Annotated in this window: 10 protein-coding genes; 1 reads left to right on the top strand and 9 read right to left on the bottom strand. The window is 61.2% G+C overall.

What is annotated here, in order from left to right:
* Positions 1-136: 136 nt before the first annotated feature.
* From yegS to ACQUTP_RS05995, 8 genes are all read right to left on the bottom strand, one after another.
* Positions 137-1033 carry a lipid kinase YegS gene (gene yegS, locus ACQUTP_RS06030; RefSeq protein ID WP_017899357.1) on the bottom strand — a complete coding sequence of 299 codons (897 nt, stop codon included), beginning with the start codon at positions 1031-1033 and terminating at the stop codon, positions 137-139.
* 242 nt (positions 1034-1275) lie between these two features.
* Positions 1276-2637, bottom strand: coding sequence for a tRNA 5-hydroxyuridine modification protein YegQ (gene yegQ / locus ACQUTP_RS06025; protein ID WP_222903550.1), 1362 nt, complete (start codon positions 2635-2637; stop codon positions 1276-1278).
* A gap of 317 nt (positions 2638-2954) precedes the next feature.
* Positions 2955-3677, bottom strand: coding sequence for a two-component system response regulator BaeR (baeR, locus tag ACQUTP_RS06020; RefSeq protein ID WP_048325120.1), 723 nt, complete (start codon positions 3675-3677; stop codon positions 2955-2957).
* Positions 3674-5170 carry a two-component system sensor histidine kinase BaeS gene (gene baeS / locus ACQUTP_RS06015; RefSeq protein WP_017899359.1) on the bottom strand — a complete coding sequence of 499 codons (1497 nt, stop codon included), beginning with the start codon at positions 5168-5170 and terminating at the stop codon, positions 3674-3676. Before baeS ends, baeR begins: the two co-directional genes overlap by 4 nt.
* Positions 5167-6582, bottom strand: a complete 1416-nt coding sequence (locus tag ACQUTP_RS06010) for an MFS transporter (protein ID WP_017899360.1) — start codon at positions 6580-6582, stop codon at positions 5167-5169. Before ACQUTP_RS06010 ends, baeS begins: the two co-directional genes overlap by 4 nt.
* A 1-nt stretch (position 6583) precedes the next feature.
* Positions 6584-9661 (bottom strand): multidrug efflux RND transporter permease subunit MdtC, encoded by a 3078-nt coding sequence (gene mdtC, locus ACQUTP_RS06005; RefSeq protein WP_135722251.1) that lies wholly within the window; start codon positions 9659-9661, stop codon positions 6584-6586.
* Positions 9662-12784, bottom strand: coding sequence for an MdtB/MuxB family multidrug efflux RND transporter permease subunit (locus ACQUTP_RS06000; protein WP_017899361.1), 3123 nt, complete (start codon positions 12782-12784; stop codon positions 9662-9664).
* Complete coding sequence (locus ACQUTP_RS05995) at positions 12784-14022, bottom strand: MdtA/MuxA family multidrug efflux RND transporter periplasmic adaptor subunit (RefSeq protein WP_004201552.1); 1239 nt, start codon at positions 14020-14022, stop codon at positions 12784-12786. The genes ACQUTP_RS06000 and ACQUTP_RS05995 overlap by 1 nt, the downstream gene beginning before the upstream one ends.
* 300 nt (positions 14023-14322) lie before the next feature.
* On the opposite strand from ACQUTP_RS05995, the gene ACQUTP_RS05990 reads away from it, so the two are divergent.
* Positions 14323-15597 (top strand): dicarboxylate/amino acid:cation symporter, encoded by a 1275-nt coding sequence (locus tag ACQUTP_RS05990; RefSeq protein WP_032456376.1) that lies wholly within the window; start codon positions 14323-14325, stop codon positions 15595-15597.
* Positions 15598-15871: 274 nt separating this feature from the next.
* Here ACQUTP_RS05990 and ACQUTP_RS05985 read toward each other — a convergent pair whose 3' ends face one another.
* Positions 15872-16483 (bottom strand): helix-turn-helix transcriptional regulator, encoded by a 612-nt coding sequence (locus ACQUTP_RS05985; protein ID WP_004201550.1) that lies wholly within the window; start codon positions 16481-16483, stop codon positions 15872-15874.
* Positions 16484-16547: the final 64 nt, after the last annotated feature.

The following is a 16547-nucleotide window of genomic DNA, read 5'->3' as shown; positions in this document are numbered from 1 at the left end:
CGTTGTTTGGATCGATATCCTGCCTAGGTTTTTCCTGCAGCCGCAGGTGCCGTTTTACCTTAACATTCAGAGGCTCAATCAACGAACCCGGCTGCTGTATACCAGCCGGGCACCGTCTTTGCTTTGCGAAGCCTGATCAGCGTAGCAGCGGGCAGTCGGGCGGCAGCCGGCAGCGCAGGGCCGCCGGTAACAGCTCCATACGGAAGGTTTTGCCGCTGAGCGGCTCGCCGTCGAGGTTAAACGTCATCTCATGGGGGGCGGTGATCTCAAACCAGGAGGAGACGCCGTCGACAATATTCGGCGAGTTTTCCGGATTCGCCAGGGTGCTGAAGAGGGCAGGGATCAGCTCTTCGCCGGTGAAAATGCGCAGATGCAGCAGACCATCGTTAATCAACGCCTCCGGACATAGCTGCTGGCCGCCGCCCGCCTGGCGGCCGTTGCCGATGCCGATGACCAGCGCATCGCCCTGCCAGTGAAAGTTCTCCCCGCGGATCTCGCAGCGGTCCGGCTTCAGGGTATCCATGCGCATCAGGCCGTGGATTAAATAAGAGACACCGCCGAGCGCGGCTTTGAGCTTTTCCGGCGTTTCGGTGGTGATCCGGGTGCCGAACCCGCCGGTCGCCATATTAATAAAGCCGGTCTTATCATTAACCCGGGCGATATCTATCGGCACATCGCGACCGACGATCGCCAGCTTGAGGGCGCTCGCCAGATCCTGTGGAATACCGACGCTGGTGGCGAAGTCGTTGGCCGTGCCCAGCGGTAAAATCCCCAGCGCCATGTTGCTGCCGCGCTCCACCAGCGCGGTCGCCACTTCATTAATCGTGCCGTCGCCGCCGCCGGCGATCACCGTTTCAACGTTCAGCTGCAGGGCTTCATCGATAAACCGCGCGGCATCGCCCTTTTCCCAGGTCACGCGGACGTGAATATCAATCCCTTCATCGCGTAACAGGTTAACCGCTTCGCGTAGCTGCGGTTCATTGGCACCTTTGCCGTTAAGGATCAGTAAGCTGGCAGGAAACGTAGACATCATCAAGGGAACCTTTATTGCTCAATGTTGCATAAAGTGTACCGCATGACGCAAGTGAAGGCCGGAAGAGAGGCAAAAAAATAAGCCCGCGTAAGGGAGATTACGCAGGCTAAGGAGGTGGTTCCTGGTACAACTAGCATTTATGGGTTATGTTTTTCAGCGAAATGGATGATACCTGTTTCGATCGAAACGGTATGTGATCCGATTCTAATATCCTTACATCGTGAAAAAATAACGCAAATTAACTAGTTACCGTGCGGGTTTCTGGTTGTCTGACCAGTAAAGTTGCGCATCAGCAGCGCATACTGCAGGGGCAGGTCGTCCGGCACAGGCAACCATACGGTATAGCCGTCGCCCGGGGCCACCGGCATGGCTTCGCCTTTGCCATTTACCATATGCTCGAGGGTGAAGTTGACGTTACCCTGCGGAGTCATCAGTTCAAGGCTGTCGCCAACGCTGAATTTATTTTTGACCGCCACTGCCGCCAGCGGGCCGTTACGCTCCCCGGTGAATTCGCCGACAAACTGCTGGCGTTCGGAGAGGGAGTAGCCATATTCGTAGTTCTGGTAATCGTCATGGGTATGGCGGCGCAGGAAGCCTTCGGTGTACCCGCGATGGGCCAGCCCCTCAAGGGTTTCCAGCAGGCTGGTATCGAACGGTTTGCCGGCGGCGGCATCATCGATCGCCTTGCGGTAAACCTGGGCGGTGCGCGCGCAGTAGTAGAAGGATTTGGTGCGGCCTTCGATCTTCAGCGAGTGAATGCCCATCTGGGTCAGACGCTCAACGTGGGCGATAGCCCGCAGATCTTTCGAGTTCATGATGTAGGTGCCGTGCTCATCTTCGAAGGCGGTCATGTACTCGCCCGGACGTTTGGCTTCCTCGATCATAAAGACTTTATCGGTCGGCGCGCCAATGCCGAGGGTTGGCTCCACGGTCTGCACCGGAATCGGCTCATATTTGTGAACGATGTTGCCGACGTCGTCCTCTTTACCTTCCGCCACGTTGTATTCCCAGCGGCAGGCGTTGGTGCAGGTTCCCTGATTCGGGTCGCGCTTGTTGATATACCCGGAGAGCAGGCAGCGGCCGGAGTAGGCCATGCACAGCGCGCCGTGGACGAAAATCTCAATTTCCATCTCCGGCACCTGGCGGCGGATCTCTTCGATTTCATCCAGCGACAGTTCACGCGACAGGATCACGCGGGTGAGGCCCATCTGCTGCCAGAATTTGACCGTCGCCCAGTTGACGGCGTTGGCCTGCACTGAAAGATGGATCGGCATATCCGGAAAGTTTTCCCGCACCAGCATGATTAAACCCGGATCGGACATGATCAGCGCGTCCGGACCCATCTCCACCACCGGCTTCAGATCGCGAATAAACGTTTTCAGCTTGGCGTTATGCGGGGCGATGTTGACCACCACATAGAATTTTTTACCCAACGCGTGGGCTTCATTGATGCCGAGCTGCAGATTTTCGTGATTGAATTCGTTGTTACGCACGCGCAGCGAGTAGCGCGGCTGGCCGGCATAAACGGCATCGGCGCCATAGGCGAAAGCGTAACGCATATTCTTCAGCGTTCCCGCCGGGGAAAGGAGTTCTGGTTTAAACATGGTGTTCTCGTTCTGATGACAGGTCAGATTCGCCGCACCGGGTGCGGCGAGTTGGGGAGTGTCCCCACATTAAGGGCGGGCATTGTAGCGCCGCGGCGAAGGGGAGTAAATATCAGATGGGTATCTTTCAGTATGGCTAATTTGTTTGCCATTTTGAACCTGGGCAGTGCTCACACTGACAGCACTCATAACGCCTGGTGGGATAGACGCTACGGAGTTTCCCGGGTTGCGGGGTAAACGCCTTACCCGGGTTACGGATTGCAGACGGCGGTGGACTTGTAGCCCGGCTAAGCGCAGCGCGAGCCGGGAAAGGCTCACTACGCCAGCCGGCAGGCGTCGGCTTCCCAGCGGTAGCCAACCCCGTACACGGCGCGGATAAACGACTGTTCGGCGTCCAGCGCCTCCAGCTTGCGCCGCAGGTTCTTGATGTGGCTGTCGATGGTGCGGTCGGTGACTACCCGATAGTCGTCATACAGATGGTTGAGTAGCTGTTCGCGGGAGAACACTTTGCCCGGCTCCTGGGAGAGGGTTTTCAGCAGCCGAAACTCGGCGGGGGTGAGGTCCAGCAGCTTGTCGCGCCACGAGGCCTGAAAACGGCCCTCGTCGACAATCAGCGGACTCTGCGCGTCCAGCGCCTGCAGGTCGCGCTGCGGCTTGCAGCGGCGGAGAATGGTTTTCACCCGGGCGACCACTTCCCGCGGGCTGTAAGGCTTGCAGATATAGTCGTCGGCGCCAATCTCCAGCCCCAGCAGGCGGTCGATCTCTTCGATTTTCGCCGTCACCATCACCACCGGAACGTCGGAGAAGCGGCGAATTTCGCGGCACAGCGTCAGGCCGTCGGTACCGGGCAGCATCAGATCCAGCAGGATCAGGTGCGGCGGAGTCTGCCGAACGTAGGGCAGGACCCTGTCGCCATGGTTAATCAGCGTAGGCGCATAGCCGGCGGCCTGCAGATAATCAATCAGCAGCTGGCCGAGCTTGGGTTCATCTTCCACGATAAGAATGCGCGGGGTGTTTTCATCTACAGGCAATTCAGTCATACGTCTCTCGGTAAATCATGTTCCAGAGGTAACTCAACTTTAATGCTAACCCCGCCAAAAGGCGAATGGTCGGCACGCAGGGTGCCGCCGTGGGCCGCTACGATATTGAGGCAAATCGCCAGCCCAAGGCCGGAGCCACCGCTGGCGCGGTTGCGCGATCCTTCTGCCCGGTAAAAGCGCTCGCACAGGCGGGCCAGCTGCTCATCGCTGACCCCGGGGGCGCTGTCGGCGAAGTCGATCACCAGCATCCGTCCGCTGCGGCGGGCGGTGATGTGCAGGCTGCCGCCGCTGTCGGTATAGCGCAGGCTGTTTTCCAGCAGATTGTTAAAGAGCTGCATCAGGCGGTCGCGGTCGCCGAAGATCATCGCCTGCTCCGGGAGCGACACCTGGATGCTCAGCTGCCGGCCGGCGAAGCGCTCGCGAAAAGCGCCTGCAGCCACCTCCAGCAGGGTGATGATATCCAGCGAGGTTTTCTGGTAGGCCAGCGCTCCCTCATCGGACATCGACAGCTGATGGAGATCGTCTACCAGCTTGGTGAGGGTGGCCACTTCAGCCTGCAGAGAGGGAATGGATTCAGGGGTAAAACGCCGGACCCCGTCCTGAATCGCCTCCAGCTCGCCGCGCAGCACCGCCAGCGGGGTACGCAGTTCATGGGAGATATCGGCCATCAGATCGCGACGCATCTGCTGGTTGCGCTCCAGGGTGCTGGCGAGCTGGTTAAAATCCTGCGCCAGGCGGCCGAGCTCATCGCCGCCGGTCACCGTCACGCGGGTGGAAAAGTCGCCCGCCGCCAGCTTATGGGTGCCTTCCACCAGCCGTTTCACCGGCGCCAGCAGGCCGCGGGCCAGCGGGAAGGTGGCCAGCGCGGCAAGCAGGGTGGCGAGGGCGACAATCAGCCAGCTGGTGCGCTTCTGCTGCCGGTCGAAGTTAATGTCGGTATTGCGGGTTAGCCGCTCCACCGGCGAGGCGATCACTCTGCCTACCTCCACGCCGTTGACCATAATGCTGCGCTGGCTGCCGTCCTCCGGCACGCGCTCGCGGGGGCCCACCAGCACCCGGCCAGACTGATCGACCACCCAGAACATGGTGCGCCAGCCGTGGGGCGGCATTTCCGGCCTCGGGCGCGGGCCGTCAGGGGGACCATCCGGCGGCGGCCCATCGGGACCGGCGTCCGGCGCGTCCATCGCCCCCGGCTTCATGGCGTGCCCCGGCGGCGAGCGGTCGTCATTATCCCGTTCGAAGGTGCGCAGCAGCTGGAAGATAAAGCGGTCATTGTTGCGCAGAAATGCCCAGCTGCCGTGCTGGGCATACTGCTCGCTCAGCGCGTCGCTAAGCATGGTTAACCGCTGCTCATTGCCGCGCTTGATGTAATCGATAAACCCGCGTTCGAAACTGATGCGCACCGCCCAGTGCATGCTGATCAGCAGCACGATGCAGGTGGCGAAAATAGCGAGGAACAGCTTGCCGGTAATGCCCGGGCGCCAAAATTTCACGATCCACTCCTGTTGCGTCGACGGATGACGGTATTGCTGCCGACGTCATCCGGTACCCGGGAAAAGATGAGCGCCGGCAGGGCGATGATCGCCGCCATGCTCAGATAGGTATAGAGAAAGACCTGATGGGTGCCGGCGGCGTCGAGGCTCAGATGCTGCTGGCCGTACAGCCCCAGCAGCAGCCCGGCGATGGTCACGCCAATACTCATCGACAGCTGCATCACCATCGACAGCAGGCTGTTGCCGCTGCTGGCCAGATCGTCCGGGAGATCTTTCAGGGTCAGGGTATTCATCGACGAGAAGCGGCTGGCGTTGATCATCCCCTGCAGAAACAGGATCAGCGGCAGCGCGTAATACCAGCCCGCCAGGGCGCAAAACATAAACAGCAGGCTGACCGCCGCCAGCCCCAGAGTGCTGGCGACCAGCACCCGACGGTAGCCGAAGCGGTTGACCACCTGGACCACGATCCGCTTCATCCCCATGCTGCCGAGCACCATCGGGATCATCATCAGCCCGGCGTGGAAGGGGCTAAAACCGAGGCCGATCTGCAGAAACACCGGGGTCATAAACGGCAGCATGCCGCTGCCGATGCGCCCGGCGAAGCTGCCGCCGAGGCCAAGGGAAAAGGTGCGGTTGCGAAACAGGTTAAGGCTGAACAGCGCCCGGGCGTTACCGCGAGCGTGCCACAGGTAGAGCAGCAGGGCGGCGAGGCCGACGGCCACCAGTCCCGCCAGCCAGGCGGGGGAAATGCCGAGCCCTTTCTGGCCATCCAGCGCCAGGGTCAGGGTCGCCATCCCGGCCGCCAGCAGCACAAAGCCGGCGAGATCGAAGCGTCGGGTCTGCATGGTGTAGTTGGGCATCAGGCAGAGGGTGGCGATGGCGCCGACGATCCCCACCGGGATGTTAATGAGGAAGATCCAGTGCCAGGAGGCGTACTCCACCAGCACCCCGCCCAGCGCCGGGCCGAGCAGCGGGCCGATCTGGCCCGGCAGGGTAACGAAGGTCATCGCCGCCATGTACTGATCGCGCGGGACGATCTTCATCACCGTCAGGCGGCCGACCGGCACCATCATCGCGCCGCCGATACCCTGCAGCACCCGCGCCATCACCAGCTGGTCAAGGGTGCTGGCCTGGGCGCAAAACAGCGATCCAGCGGTAAACAGCACGATGGCGGTAAAGAAAATATTGCGCACCCCGACCCGGTCGGCCAGCCAGCCGCTGGCCGGCAGCATCACCGCCACCGTCAGGACATAGGAGACGATGATCATATGCATATGCAGCGGACTCTCCCCGAGGCTTTTGGCCATCGAGGGGAGGGCGGTGTTGACGATGGTGGTGTCCAGCGACTGCATAAAGAAGCCGAACGCCACTATCCATAGCTGCCAGCGCACGCTGGCCGGGAGGTCTGTCATCTTATTCGCTTACCGGTTGAGTGGAATGACGCGAAAAACGCAGCCGCAAACGGTCAAAGAAAAGATAGACCACCGGCGTGGTGTAGAGCGTTAACAGCTGGCTCATCACCAGACCGCCGACGATGGTGATCCCCAGCGGCTGGCGCAGCTCGGAGCCGTCGCCGCCGGAGAGCACCAGCGGCAGGGCGCCGAACAGCGCGGCGAGGGTGGTCATCATAATCGGCCGGAAACGCAGCAGGCAGGCCTGGAAAATCGCCTCTTCCGGCGTCAGGTTGCCGGTGCGCTGCGCCTCAAGGGCAAAATCAACCATCATGATGGCGTTTTTCTTCACGATGCCAATTAATAACATGATCCCGATAAGGGCGATGAGGCTGAACGGGGCATCGAATATCTCCAGCGCCAGCAGCGCGCCCACCCCGGCGGAGGGCAGCGTCGAAAGGATAGTCAGCGGATGCACATAGCTCTCGTAGAGCATCCCCAGCACGATATAGACCGTGGCGATGGCCGCGAGGATCAGGATCACCTGCGCGTTCATGGTCTGCTGGAACACCTGAGCGGTACCGGCAAAGGAGCCACGTACGGTGGACGGCACCCCGAGCTGGGTCATCGCGCGGTTAATCGCCTCGCTGGCTTCCGACAGCGAGCGGCCGGTGGGCAGGTTAAAGGAGATAGTGGACGCCGCCGACAGCCCCTGGTGGTTCACCGACAGCGGGGCGTTGGCCGGCTGCCATTTGGCGAAGTAGGCCAGCGGGATCGGCTTGCCCTCGCTGTTGATGACAAACATCTTATCCAGGGCGCTGACGTCCTGGGTATAGGCCGGGTCGACCTGCATCACCACTTTATACTGGTTCAGCGGCTGGTAGATGGTGGAGATTTGCCGCTGGCCGAAGGCGTTGTTCAGCAGGTTGTTGGCGTCCTGAACGCTGATGCCAAGGCGCGACATGGTATCCCGGTCATAGACCAGGTCCATTTCGGCGCCATTATCCTGCTGATCCGAGTTGACGTCCGCCAGCTCAGGCAGCGCCGCCAGCGCTTTGCGGATCTTCGGCTCCCACTCGCGCAGCGCCGACAGGTCATCGGACAGCAGGGTGTACTGATAGCTGGCGTTCGACTGCCGGCCGCCGACGCGGATATCCTGCACCGCCATCAGGAACAGGTTAGCCCCGGGCTCGTTGGCCAGCTTTTTGCGCAGCCGGTCGATCACCTGCTGCGCCGTCTCGTGGCGCTGGTCGCGCGGCTTGAGGGTGATAAACATCATCCCGCTGTTGACCCGCGAGCCGCCGGTAAATCCGGTGACGTTATCCACCGCCGGATCTTCGCGAATGATTTTCATAAAGTCCTGCAGCTTGCCGCGCATCGCCTGGAAGGAGATGCTCTGGTCGGCCTGAATGCCGCCCATCAGCACGCCGGTGTCCTGCTCCGGGAAGAAGGTTTTCGGGATCGAGATATAGAGCCAGACGCTGAGGGCGATGGTGCCCAGCACCACCAGGCCGGTCAGGCGGCTGTGCTTCAGCACCCATTTTAACGATTTACCATAGCCGCCCTGTACGGCCACCAGCAGGCGGCCAAAGCCGCGGTTGCGCGTCGGCTGGTGGGGTTTGCCGCTTTTTAGCAGCCAGCCGCACATCATCGGCGTCAGGGTGAGGGAGACCGCCAGCGAGATGCCGATCGCCACCGACAGGGTGACGGCGAACTCGCGCAGCAGGCGGCCCGGCAGGCCGCCCATCAGCAGCAGCGGTAGAAACACCGCCACCAGCGACAGGCTCATCGACAGCACGGTAAAGCCGACCTCGCGGCTTCCCTGCAGCGCCGCCTGCAGCGGTTTCATCCCCGCCTCCAGATGGCGGGAGATATTCTCCAGCACCACGATGGCGTCATCCACCACGAAGCCGGTGGCGATAGTCAGGGCCATCAGCGACAGGTTATTGAGGCTGAAACCGCATAAGTACATCGCGGCGAAGGTGCCGATTAAGGAAACCGGAACGGCGACGGCGGGGATCAGCGTGGCGCGTCCGGAGCGCAGGAACAGGAACACCACCAGGATCACCAGCGCCACCGAAATCACCAGCGTCTGCTCCACCTCCTCCAGCGAGGCGCGGATGGTCGGCGAGCGATCCTGGGCGATCTGCAGGTCGATGGCCGCCGGGATGGTCTGCTGTAGCTCCGGCAGGCGGGCGCGGATGCTGTCCACCGTCTGAATGATATTGGCTTCCGGCAGCTTGCGGATCATCAGCAGGATCGCCGGCTTGGCGTTGGTCATCCCGGCGTTGCGCACGTCCTGCACCGAATCTGAGACGGTGGCAACATCCCCCAGCCGCACCGCAGCGCCGTTCTGGTAGTGGACGATCAGCGGCTGATAGTCGGCGGCGGTCTTCAGCTCATCGTTGGTATGCACCTGCCAGCGGTGGGCGCTGTCCTCCAGCGCCCCCTGCGGCTTGCGCACGTTGGCGTCGCTGATGGCGGTGCGCACCGCGTCCAGCGACACGCCCTGGTTGAACAGCGCCTGCGGGTTGAGGTCGACGCGCACCGCCGGCAGGGAGCTGCCGCCGACGTCGACATCGCCGACGCCGTCAATCTGCGCGATGGTCTGCGCCAGCTGGGTGGAGGCGAAATCATACAGCTCACCCTGGGAGTAGGTGTCGGAGGTCAGCGTCAGGATCATGATCGGCGCATCCGACGGGTTGGCTTTGCGGTAGGTCGGCCGGCTGGGCATCCCGCTCGGCAGCAGGCTTTGCGCGGCGTTGATCGCTGCCTGGACATCGCGCGCCGCGCCGTTGATATCGCGGTCGAAGTTAAACTCGAGAATGATGCGGGTGCTGCCGAGTGAACTGGAGGAGGTCATCTCATTGACCCCGGCAATCCGCCCCAGGGAGCGCTCCAGCGGGGTGGCCACCGACGAGGCCATGGTCTCCGGCGAGGCCCCCGGCAGCGAGGCGCTGACCATAATCACCGGGAAATCGACCTGCGGCAGCGGGGCCACCGGCAGCAGCCGGAAGCCGAGAATGCCGCACAGGGTGATGGCCAGCGAGATGAGGATCGTCGCCACCGGGCGGTAAATGAAGAGGGCGAAAAACTTCACTTACGCCTCCTCTTCCTGACGCGGGAAGCGGCGCTTCAGGTGCAGCGACAGGCGGTCGAACAGCAGATAGATCACCGGGGTGGTGAACAGGGTCAGCACCTGGCTGAGCATCAGGCCGCCAACCATGCCGATCCCCAACGGACGCCGCAGCTCCGCGCCGACGCCGGTGCTCAGCATCAGCGGCAGGGCGCCGAGCAGGGCGGCGAGGGTGGTCATCAGGATCGGTCGGAAGCGGAGCAGACAGGCCTGGTAGATCGCCTCCCGCGGCGGCATGCCCTGCTCGCGCTCGGCGGCCAGCGCGAAGTCGATCATCATGATGGCGTTCTTCTTCACGATGCCGATCAGCAGAATGATGCCGATGATGGCGATCACGTCCAGCTCGCTGCCCGCCAGCCACAGCGCCAGCAGCGCCCCGACCCCGGCCGTGGGCAGAGTGGAGAGAATGGTGATCGGATGGATAAAGCTCTCATACAGCACCCCCAGGACGATATACATCGCCACCACCGCGGCCACGACCAGCCAGACGGTGCTGCCCAGCGCCGACTGGAAGGCCAGCGAGCTGCCCTGGAACTGAGTGCGAATATCGCTCGGGAAATCCAGCGACTGTTCGGCGGTGAGGATTGCCTCTACCGCTTCGCCCAGCGAGTAGTTGTCCGGAACGTTAAACGAGATGGTGGTCACCGGGAACTGATCGAGGTGGTTCACCGACAGCGGGGTAAAGCGCTGCTCCACCGTGGCGATGGCGGTCAGCGGCACGATGCCGCCGTCGCTGCTGGTCAGGCGGATATTATCCAGCGCCGCCAGGCCCGGGGTCGCCTCGGTATCCTGCTCTAGCACCACGCGATACTGATTCGCCTGGGTGTAAATGGTGGAGATCAGCCGCTGGCCGAAGGCGTTGTACAGCGCGTTATCGACATCGGCCATCGAGATGCCGAGGCGGCTGGCGCTGTCCCTGTCCACCTTGATATAGGCGGCCAGGCCTTTGTCCTGCCAGTCGCTGCTGACGTCGGCCAGCTGCGGCTGGGCCTGCAGGCGACTGAGCAGCGGCGGCACCCAGGTGCTCAACGCCTCGAGGGAGTTCGCCTGCAGAGTGAACTGGTACTGGGTGCGGCTCACCGTGGTGTCGATGGTCAGATCCTGGGTCGGCTGCAGATAGAGCGCCACGCCCGGGACACCGGCCACCGCCTGCTGCAGACGGCTAATCACCGTCTGGACGCGGTCGTCGCGTTCATCCAGCGGCTTGAGGTTGATCTGCAGGCGGGCGCTGTTCAGCGCCGGGTTGGTGCCGTCGACGCCGACGAACGAGGTCAGGCTCTCCACCGCCGGATCCTTGAGAATAATGTCGGAAACCTGCTGCTGGCGCTGGGCCATACTGGCGAAGGAGACCGATTGCGGCGCCTGGAGGGTGCCCTGGATAATGCCGTTATCCTGGATCGGGAAAAAGCCTTTCGGGATAAAGACCCACAGCAGAATCGACAGCGCCAGGGTGCTCAGGGCGACGCCGAGTGTCAGCCAAGGATGGTTCAGCACCCGGCTCAGCCAGCGGCCATAGACGGCGATCACCCGGTCGAAGAAGCGCTCGCTGGCCCGCGAGAAGCGGTTCTGCTTACGCAGCGATTCGTGGCTTAACATGCGGGCGCACATCATCGGCGTCAGGGTCAGGGAGACCACCGCCGAGATCAGGATGGCGACGGCAAGGGTAACGGCGAATTCGCGGAACAGGCGGCCGACGATATCGCCCATAAACAGCAGCGGGATCAGCACCGCGATCAGCGAGAAGGTGAGGGAGATGATGGTGAAGCCGATTTCTCCCGCGCCTTTCAGCGCAGCGGCCAGCGGCTTCTCGCCTTTCTCGATATAGCGCGAGATGTTCTCGATCACCACGATGGCGTCATCCACCACAAAGCCGGTGGCGATGGTCAGGGCCATCAGCGTCAGGTTGTTGATCGAGAAGTCGAGGAATACCATCACCGCGAAGGTGCCCACCAGCGACAGCGGCACCGCGACGCCGGGAATAATGGTCGCCGGCACGTTGCGCAGGAACAGATAGATGATCATCACCACCAGGGCGATGGCCAGCATCAGCTCAAACTGGGTGTCGCGCACCGAGGCGCGAATGTTGGTGGTCCGGTCGGAAAGAACCTGCACCTTCACCGATTTCGGCAGGCTCTCGGTGAGCTGCGGCAGCATCTGGCGAATGCTGTCGGCGGTGTCGATGATGTTGGCCCCCGGCTGACGCTGGACGTTCATCACGATCGCCCGCTGCTGGTTGGCCCACGCCCCCAGCCAGCTGTTTTCGGCCCCTTGTTCGACGCTGGCGACATCGCCGAGCCGGATCGGCGCCCCGTTCTGATAAGCGATAATCAGGCGGCGGTAATCCTCAGCGGACTGCATCTGATCGTTAGCGGAAAGCGTTACCGCGCGGGCCGGGCCGTCGAGGCTGCCTTTCGCCGAGTTAACGTTGGCGCTGGTGATGGCGGTGCGCACGGTTTCGCTGGTCAGGCCGAGGGCGGCGATGGCCTGGGCGTTAAGCTTCACCCGCACCGCCGGGCGCTGGCCGCCGGCGAGGGTCACCAGACCGACGCCGGAAACCTGAGAGATCTTCTGCGCCACCCGCGTCTCCACCATATCCTCTACCTGGGTCATCGGGATCGCGGAGGAGGTAACGGCGAGGGTCATGATCGGCGGATCCGCCGGGTTCACCTTGCTGTAGACCGGCGGGTTGGGCAGATCGTTCGGCAGCAGGTTGGTGGCGGCGTTGATGGCCGCCTGCACTTCCTGCTCGGCAACGTCCAGCGGCAGGGTCAGCTGGAACTGGAGCGTGACGACCGAGGCGCCGCCGGAACTTTGCGACGACATCTGCTTGAGGCCGGACATCTGGCCGAACTGGCGCTCCAGCGGGGCGGTGATGGCGGAGGTCACCACGTCCGGGCTGGCGCCCGGATAGAGGGTGACCACCTGGATGGTCGGGTAATCGACCTCTGGCAGGGCGGAGACCGGCAGAAAACGGTAGCCGATGATCCCGGCCAGCAGGATCGCCACCATCAGCAGCGTGGTGGCCACCGGACGCATAATAAAAAGCCGGGACGGGCCGCCGGTGCGGCCTGGGGGTAACACCTGCATCAGGAACGCGCTCCGTGTTTACCGCTCTGGCGCGGGGCGGGCTGCGCCTGCTCGCTGCCGCTGGCGGTGACAACTTCCACTTTCGCCCCTTCGGTCAGGCGGTCAATCCCGTCGGTGACCACGCGATCCCCGGCAGAAAGCCCGGCGCTGATGACCACTTTCTGGCTGTCCTGGATCCCCGGGGTGACGCTGTGTTTGCTGACCTTATTCTCATCGTTCAGCACCCATACAAAATGCCCTTCGTTGCCCATCTGCAGGGCGGCGGCAGGGATGACCACCGCGTTCTGCTGGGTGTCCACCAGCAGGCGGGCGTTAACGAACTGGTTGGGGAACAGGGCGTCGTCCAGATTGCTGAAGCGCGCCTTCAGCTTGATGGTCCCGGTGGTCGCATCGATCTGGTTGTCGAGGCTCAGCAGCTCCCCGACGCTGATTTTCTGCTTATTGGTGCGGTCCCAGGCTTCGACGCTGAGCGCTTTACCCGCTTTCTGCGCCTGCACCACCGTGGCGATGCTGTTTTCCGGCAGGGTAAAGACCACGTCGATCGGATGCGTCTGGGTGAGAACCACAATCCCGGTGGTATCCCCGCTGGAAATTTGGTTGCCGATATCCACCTGCTTTAACCCAACGCGGCCGTCGATCGGCGCGGTGATGCGCGTCCAGTCCAGCTGCAGCTGGGCGCTGGCGACGGCTGCTTCATCGGCTTTTACGGTGCCAGCGGATTCCACCACCAGCGACTGCTGGGTGTCGAGCTCCTGGCGGGAGACGAGATTGGTTTTCACCAGCTGCTGGTAACGGGCGAGATCGCGGCGGGCATTCGCCAGAGTGGCGTTATCTTTCGCCAGCTGACCCTGCGCCTGGGCGAGGGCGACTTTAAACTGGCTGGGATCGATCTGCGCCAGCAGATCGCCGGCTTTGACCTGCTGACCCTCCTGGAAGTGAAGGCTAAGCAGCTGGCCGTCGACCCGGCTGCGCACGGTGACGGTATTGGCTGCCGTCACGGTACCCAGCCCGGTGAGATAGCGCGGGACCGCTTGTTCGGTCGCGGTGGCGGCCTGCACCGGCGCCAGCGCGCCGCCAAAGCGGCCATGGCGCGCGCCGCCCGGCCCCTGCGGACCCTGCCCGGCGGCGGGCGTCCCGCTGCCGCTCGTTCCACGATCGTGCCAGAACCAGTAGGCGGCCCCGGCGATAATCACTACCGCCAGCGCGGCGCCCCAACGACGTATGTTACTGCCTTTCATTAGTTTACGGTCTCATCCTGAAGCGTTTCGCTGAATGATACTAGTTTAGTGAGGGAAGGGGCCGTAAAAATGGAGGAATTATGAAAAGAAGGTTGAGAAATGTCTGGATAACGGCCGCGACGCCGGGCGTTCTCGCCGCTGATTTCCGGGGTGATATCAACTTTTAGTTTAAAAAAGCAAAAAATAGTTGTATCCGCGGGGGCTTTAATTAGATTTATGCGGTGAATAAATCAGTGCATTCTCATAATAATAAAATATGCACTTAAAAATCAACGTGTTAAATAATCAGGGGTCATTGCTGTGGCAAACGCAAACAAACTCACGCTCTTCATCGTCGTTTTTATGCTGATGGGGATCCTCTCCGGCGCGGCTATCCATGCCTACGCGACGCCGACTACTATCTCCGCTTGGGCAGACAACATCACGCTGCTGACCGATCTGTTTCTGCGCTTAATCAAAATGGTTATCGCGCCCTTGGTGTTCAGCACCCTGACGGTCGGGATCATGCGCCTCGGCGAGACGGCGACCATCGGCCGGGTGGGCGGTAAGGCGATGGTGTGGTTTATCACTTCATCGGTATTATCCATTCTCGTCGGGCTGGTGATTGTCACCTTCCAGCACCCGGGCGCCGGGCTGAACCTGACGGTACCGAAAGAGGCGGTGGATACCGGCCTGGCGGTCAGCGGCATGACCCTGAAAGGGTTCCTGTCGCATACCATCCCTACCAGCATCACTGAGGCGATGGCCAACAACGAGATCCTGCAGATCGTGGTGTTCTCGATGTTCTTTGGCATCGCTGGCGCGTCGCTGGGCGAGAAGTTTAATGCTCCGCTGGTGGCGGCCCTAAACGTGGTGTCGCACATTATGCTGAAGGTGACCGGCTATGTGATGTACGTTGCGCCGCTGGCCATCTTCGCCGCCATCTCGTCGGTGATTGCCTCGCAGGGGTTGGGGATTTTGCTCAACTACGCTTCGTTCATCGGCGGTTATTACCTGGCGGTGCTGTTGACCAGCGCGGTGCTGATTGCCGTCGGCTATATGGTGCTGAAGAAAGAGGTCTTCCGTCTGCTGAACATGCTGAAAGATCCGGTGCTGGTAGCCTTTACCACCAGCAGCTCGGAAGCGGCCTATCCGAAGACCCTCGAACGGCTGGTGAAGTTTGGCTGTTCGCGCAATATCGTCTCGTTCGTTCTGCCGATTGGCTACTCGTTTAACCTCGTCGGCTCGATGGTCTACTGCTCCTTCGCTGCGATGTTTATCGCCCAGGCCTACAACGTCCCGCTGAGCTTTAGCGAGATTACGGTCATGATGTTGACCCTGATGCTGGCCTCGAAAGGCATCGCCGGGGTACCGCGCTCGGCGCTGGTGGTGCTGGCGGCCACTATCCCCAGCTTCCATATCCCGGTTGCCGGGATCCTGCTGCTGATGGGCATCGATCATTTCCTCGATATGGGGCGCTCCGCCATCAACGTACTGGGTAACGGCATCGCCACCGCTATGCTGTCGAAAAACGAAGGTCTGCTGACCGACGAGGAAGCGCAGCCGGACTGGCAAGTGGAGAAAGTGGAAGCCTGATCCTGCCGCGCCCTCGCGCAGAGGGCGCCATTCCACACCGAAAAAAAGACCCCTGACAGGCACGTCAGGGGCAATGTGACGAAGTATCAGTTTTCCTCGTAAATAGTCTTTTTTCTTATATAAAGGCGCGCGGTAACGTCTTTATACCGAGGAAGCGTCAGAGTTTAACGTTATGTCTGGCAGCGCTGGCGCTTTTTTAGCATCCTGTGGCTATTTTCGGATTTACGACAATATCGCCAGGCGAATATCTTATTCTCTTCTGCTCGCTATTTACCTACCAGCGCTCTCGTAACAGATTCATAAACTGGAAAAAGTCATGGTTATTATTCAGACTGTATTTTTCCATAATCTTATTTTTATGATAGGCGGCGGTACGGGGACTGACGCGCTGCAGGGCGGCGATTTTACTCATATCCATCCCTTCGAGAATACCGTGCACCACGGCGGTCTGCGAGCGCGACAGCACGCGGTGCGGGCAGCTGGCGCAGCTGAGTTCCCGACCCGCGGCGTCGGTGGCTGACGGGCTCATACAATGCTGGAGCTCGCTTTTAATGATCGTCAGCAGTTGCGGAATACTGGCGGTTTTTAGCGAAACAAAAATAACCCCTTTCAGGCAGTTAATCATGAAATCATCTTCCGGCAACTGGTCGTAGCTGTGGAGGATAATCAGCGAACTGCCTTTTTTCCTGTTTTTAATCAGCGTATTGCACAGGTAGATTTCGCCGGGGATCACTTCGCAAATGATGATGTCTTCCCCTGACAGGTCATTATTACGCCAGGAAAAACGCGCCCGTATTTCGCCCTGCGTGAGGTCATTGACCATAGCCATCAGCGATTCACGGACAAAGGTATTGCGGGTGTTGATGGTGACATTAATGTTTCTCATGGCGTTATTTCCTTACGCAAAAACATAACGCCATGCTGTGACACATCCTCCGGGCGTATGCGGT

The organism is Klebsiella sp. 2-CIP_Kleb. (genome assembly GCF_050378715.1).
GTDB classification, from domain to species: Bacteria; Pseudomonadota; Gammaproteobacteria; order Enterobacterales; family Enterobacteriaceae; genus Klebsiella; species Klebsiella quasipneumoniae.
The sequence above is the reverse complement of the archived record's forward strand: the minus strand, read 5'-3'. Positions and strand labels throughout refer to the sequence as shown.

What these genes read in the sequence shown, in the direction of transcription:
- yegS (WP_017899357.1), bottom strand. Translation starts at nt 1,033, where the DNA reads ATGATGTCTACGTTTCCTGCCAGCTTACTGATCCTTAACGGCAAAGGT.
- yegQ (WP_222903550.1), bottom strand. Translation starts at nt 2,637, where the DNA reads ATGTTTAAACCAGAACTCCTTTCCCCGGCGGGAACGCTGAAGAATATG.
- baeR (WP_048325120.1), bottom strand. Translation starts at nt 3,677, where the DNA reads ATGACTGAATTGCCTGTAGATGAAAACACCCCGCGCATTCTTATCGTG.
- ACQUTP_RS06010 (WP_017899360.1), bottom strand. Translation starts at nt 6,582, where the DNA reads ATGACAGACCTCCCGGCCAGCGTGCGCTGGCAGCTATGGATAGTGGCG.
- ACQUTP_RS06000 (WP_017899361.1), bottom strand. Translation starts at nt 12,784, where the DNA reads ATGCAGGTGTTACCCCCAGGCCGCACCGGCGGCCCGTCCCGGCTTTTT.
- ACQUTP_RS05995 (WP_004201552.1), bottom strand. Translation starts at nt 14,022, where the DNA reads ATGAAAGGCAGTAACATACGTCGTTGGGGCGCCGCGCTGGCGGTAGTG.
- ACQUTP_RS05985 (WP_004201550.1), bottom strand. Translation starts at nt 16,483, where the DNA reads ATGAGAAACATTAATGTCACCATCAACACCCGCAATACCTTTGTCCGT.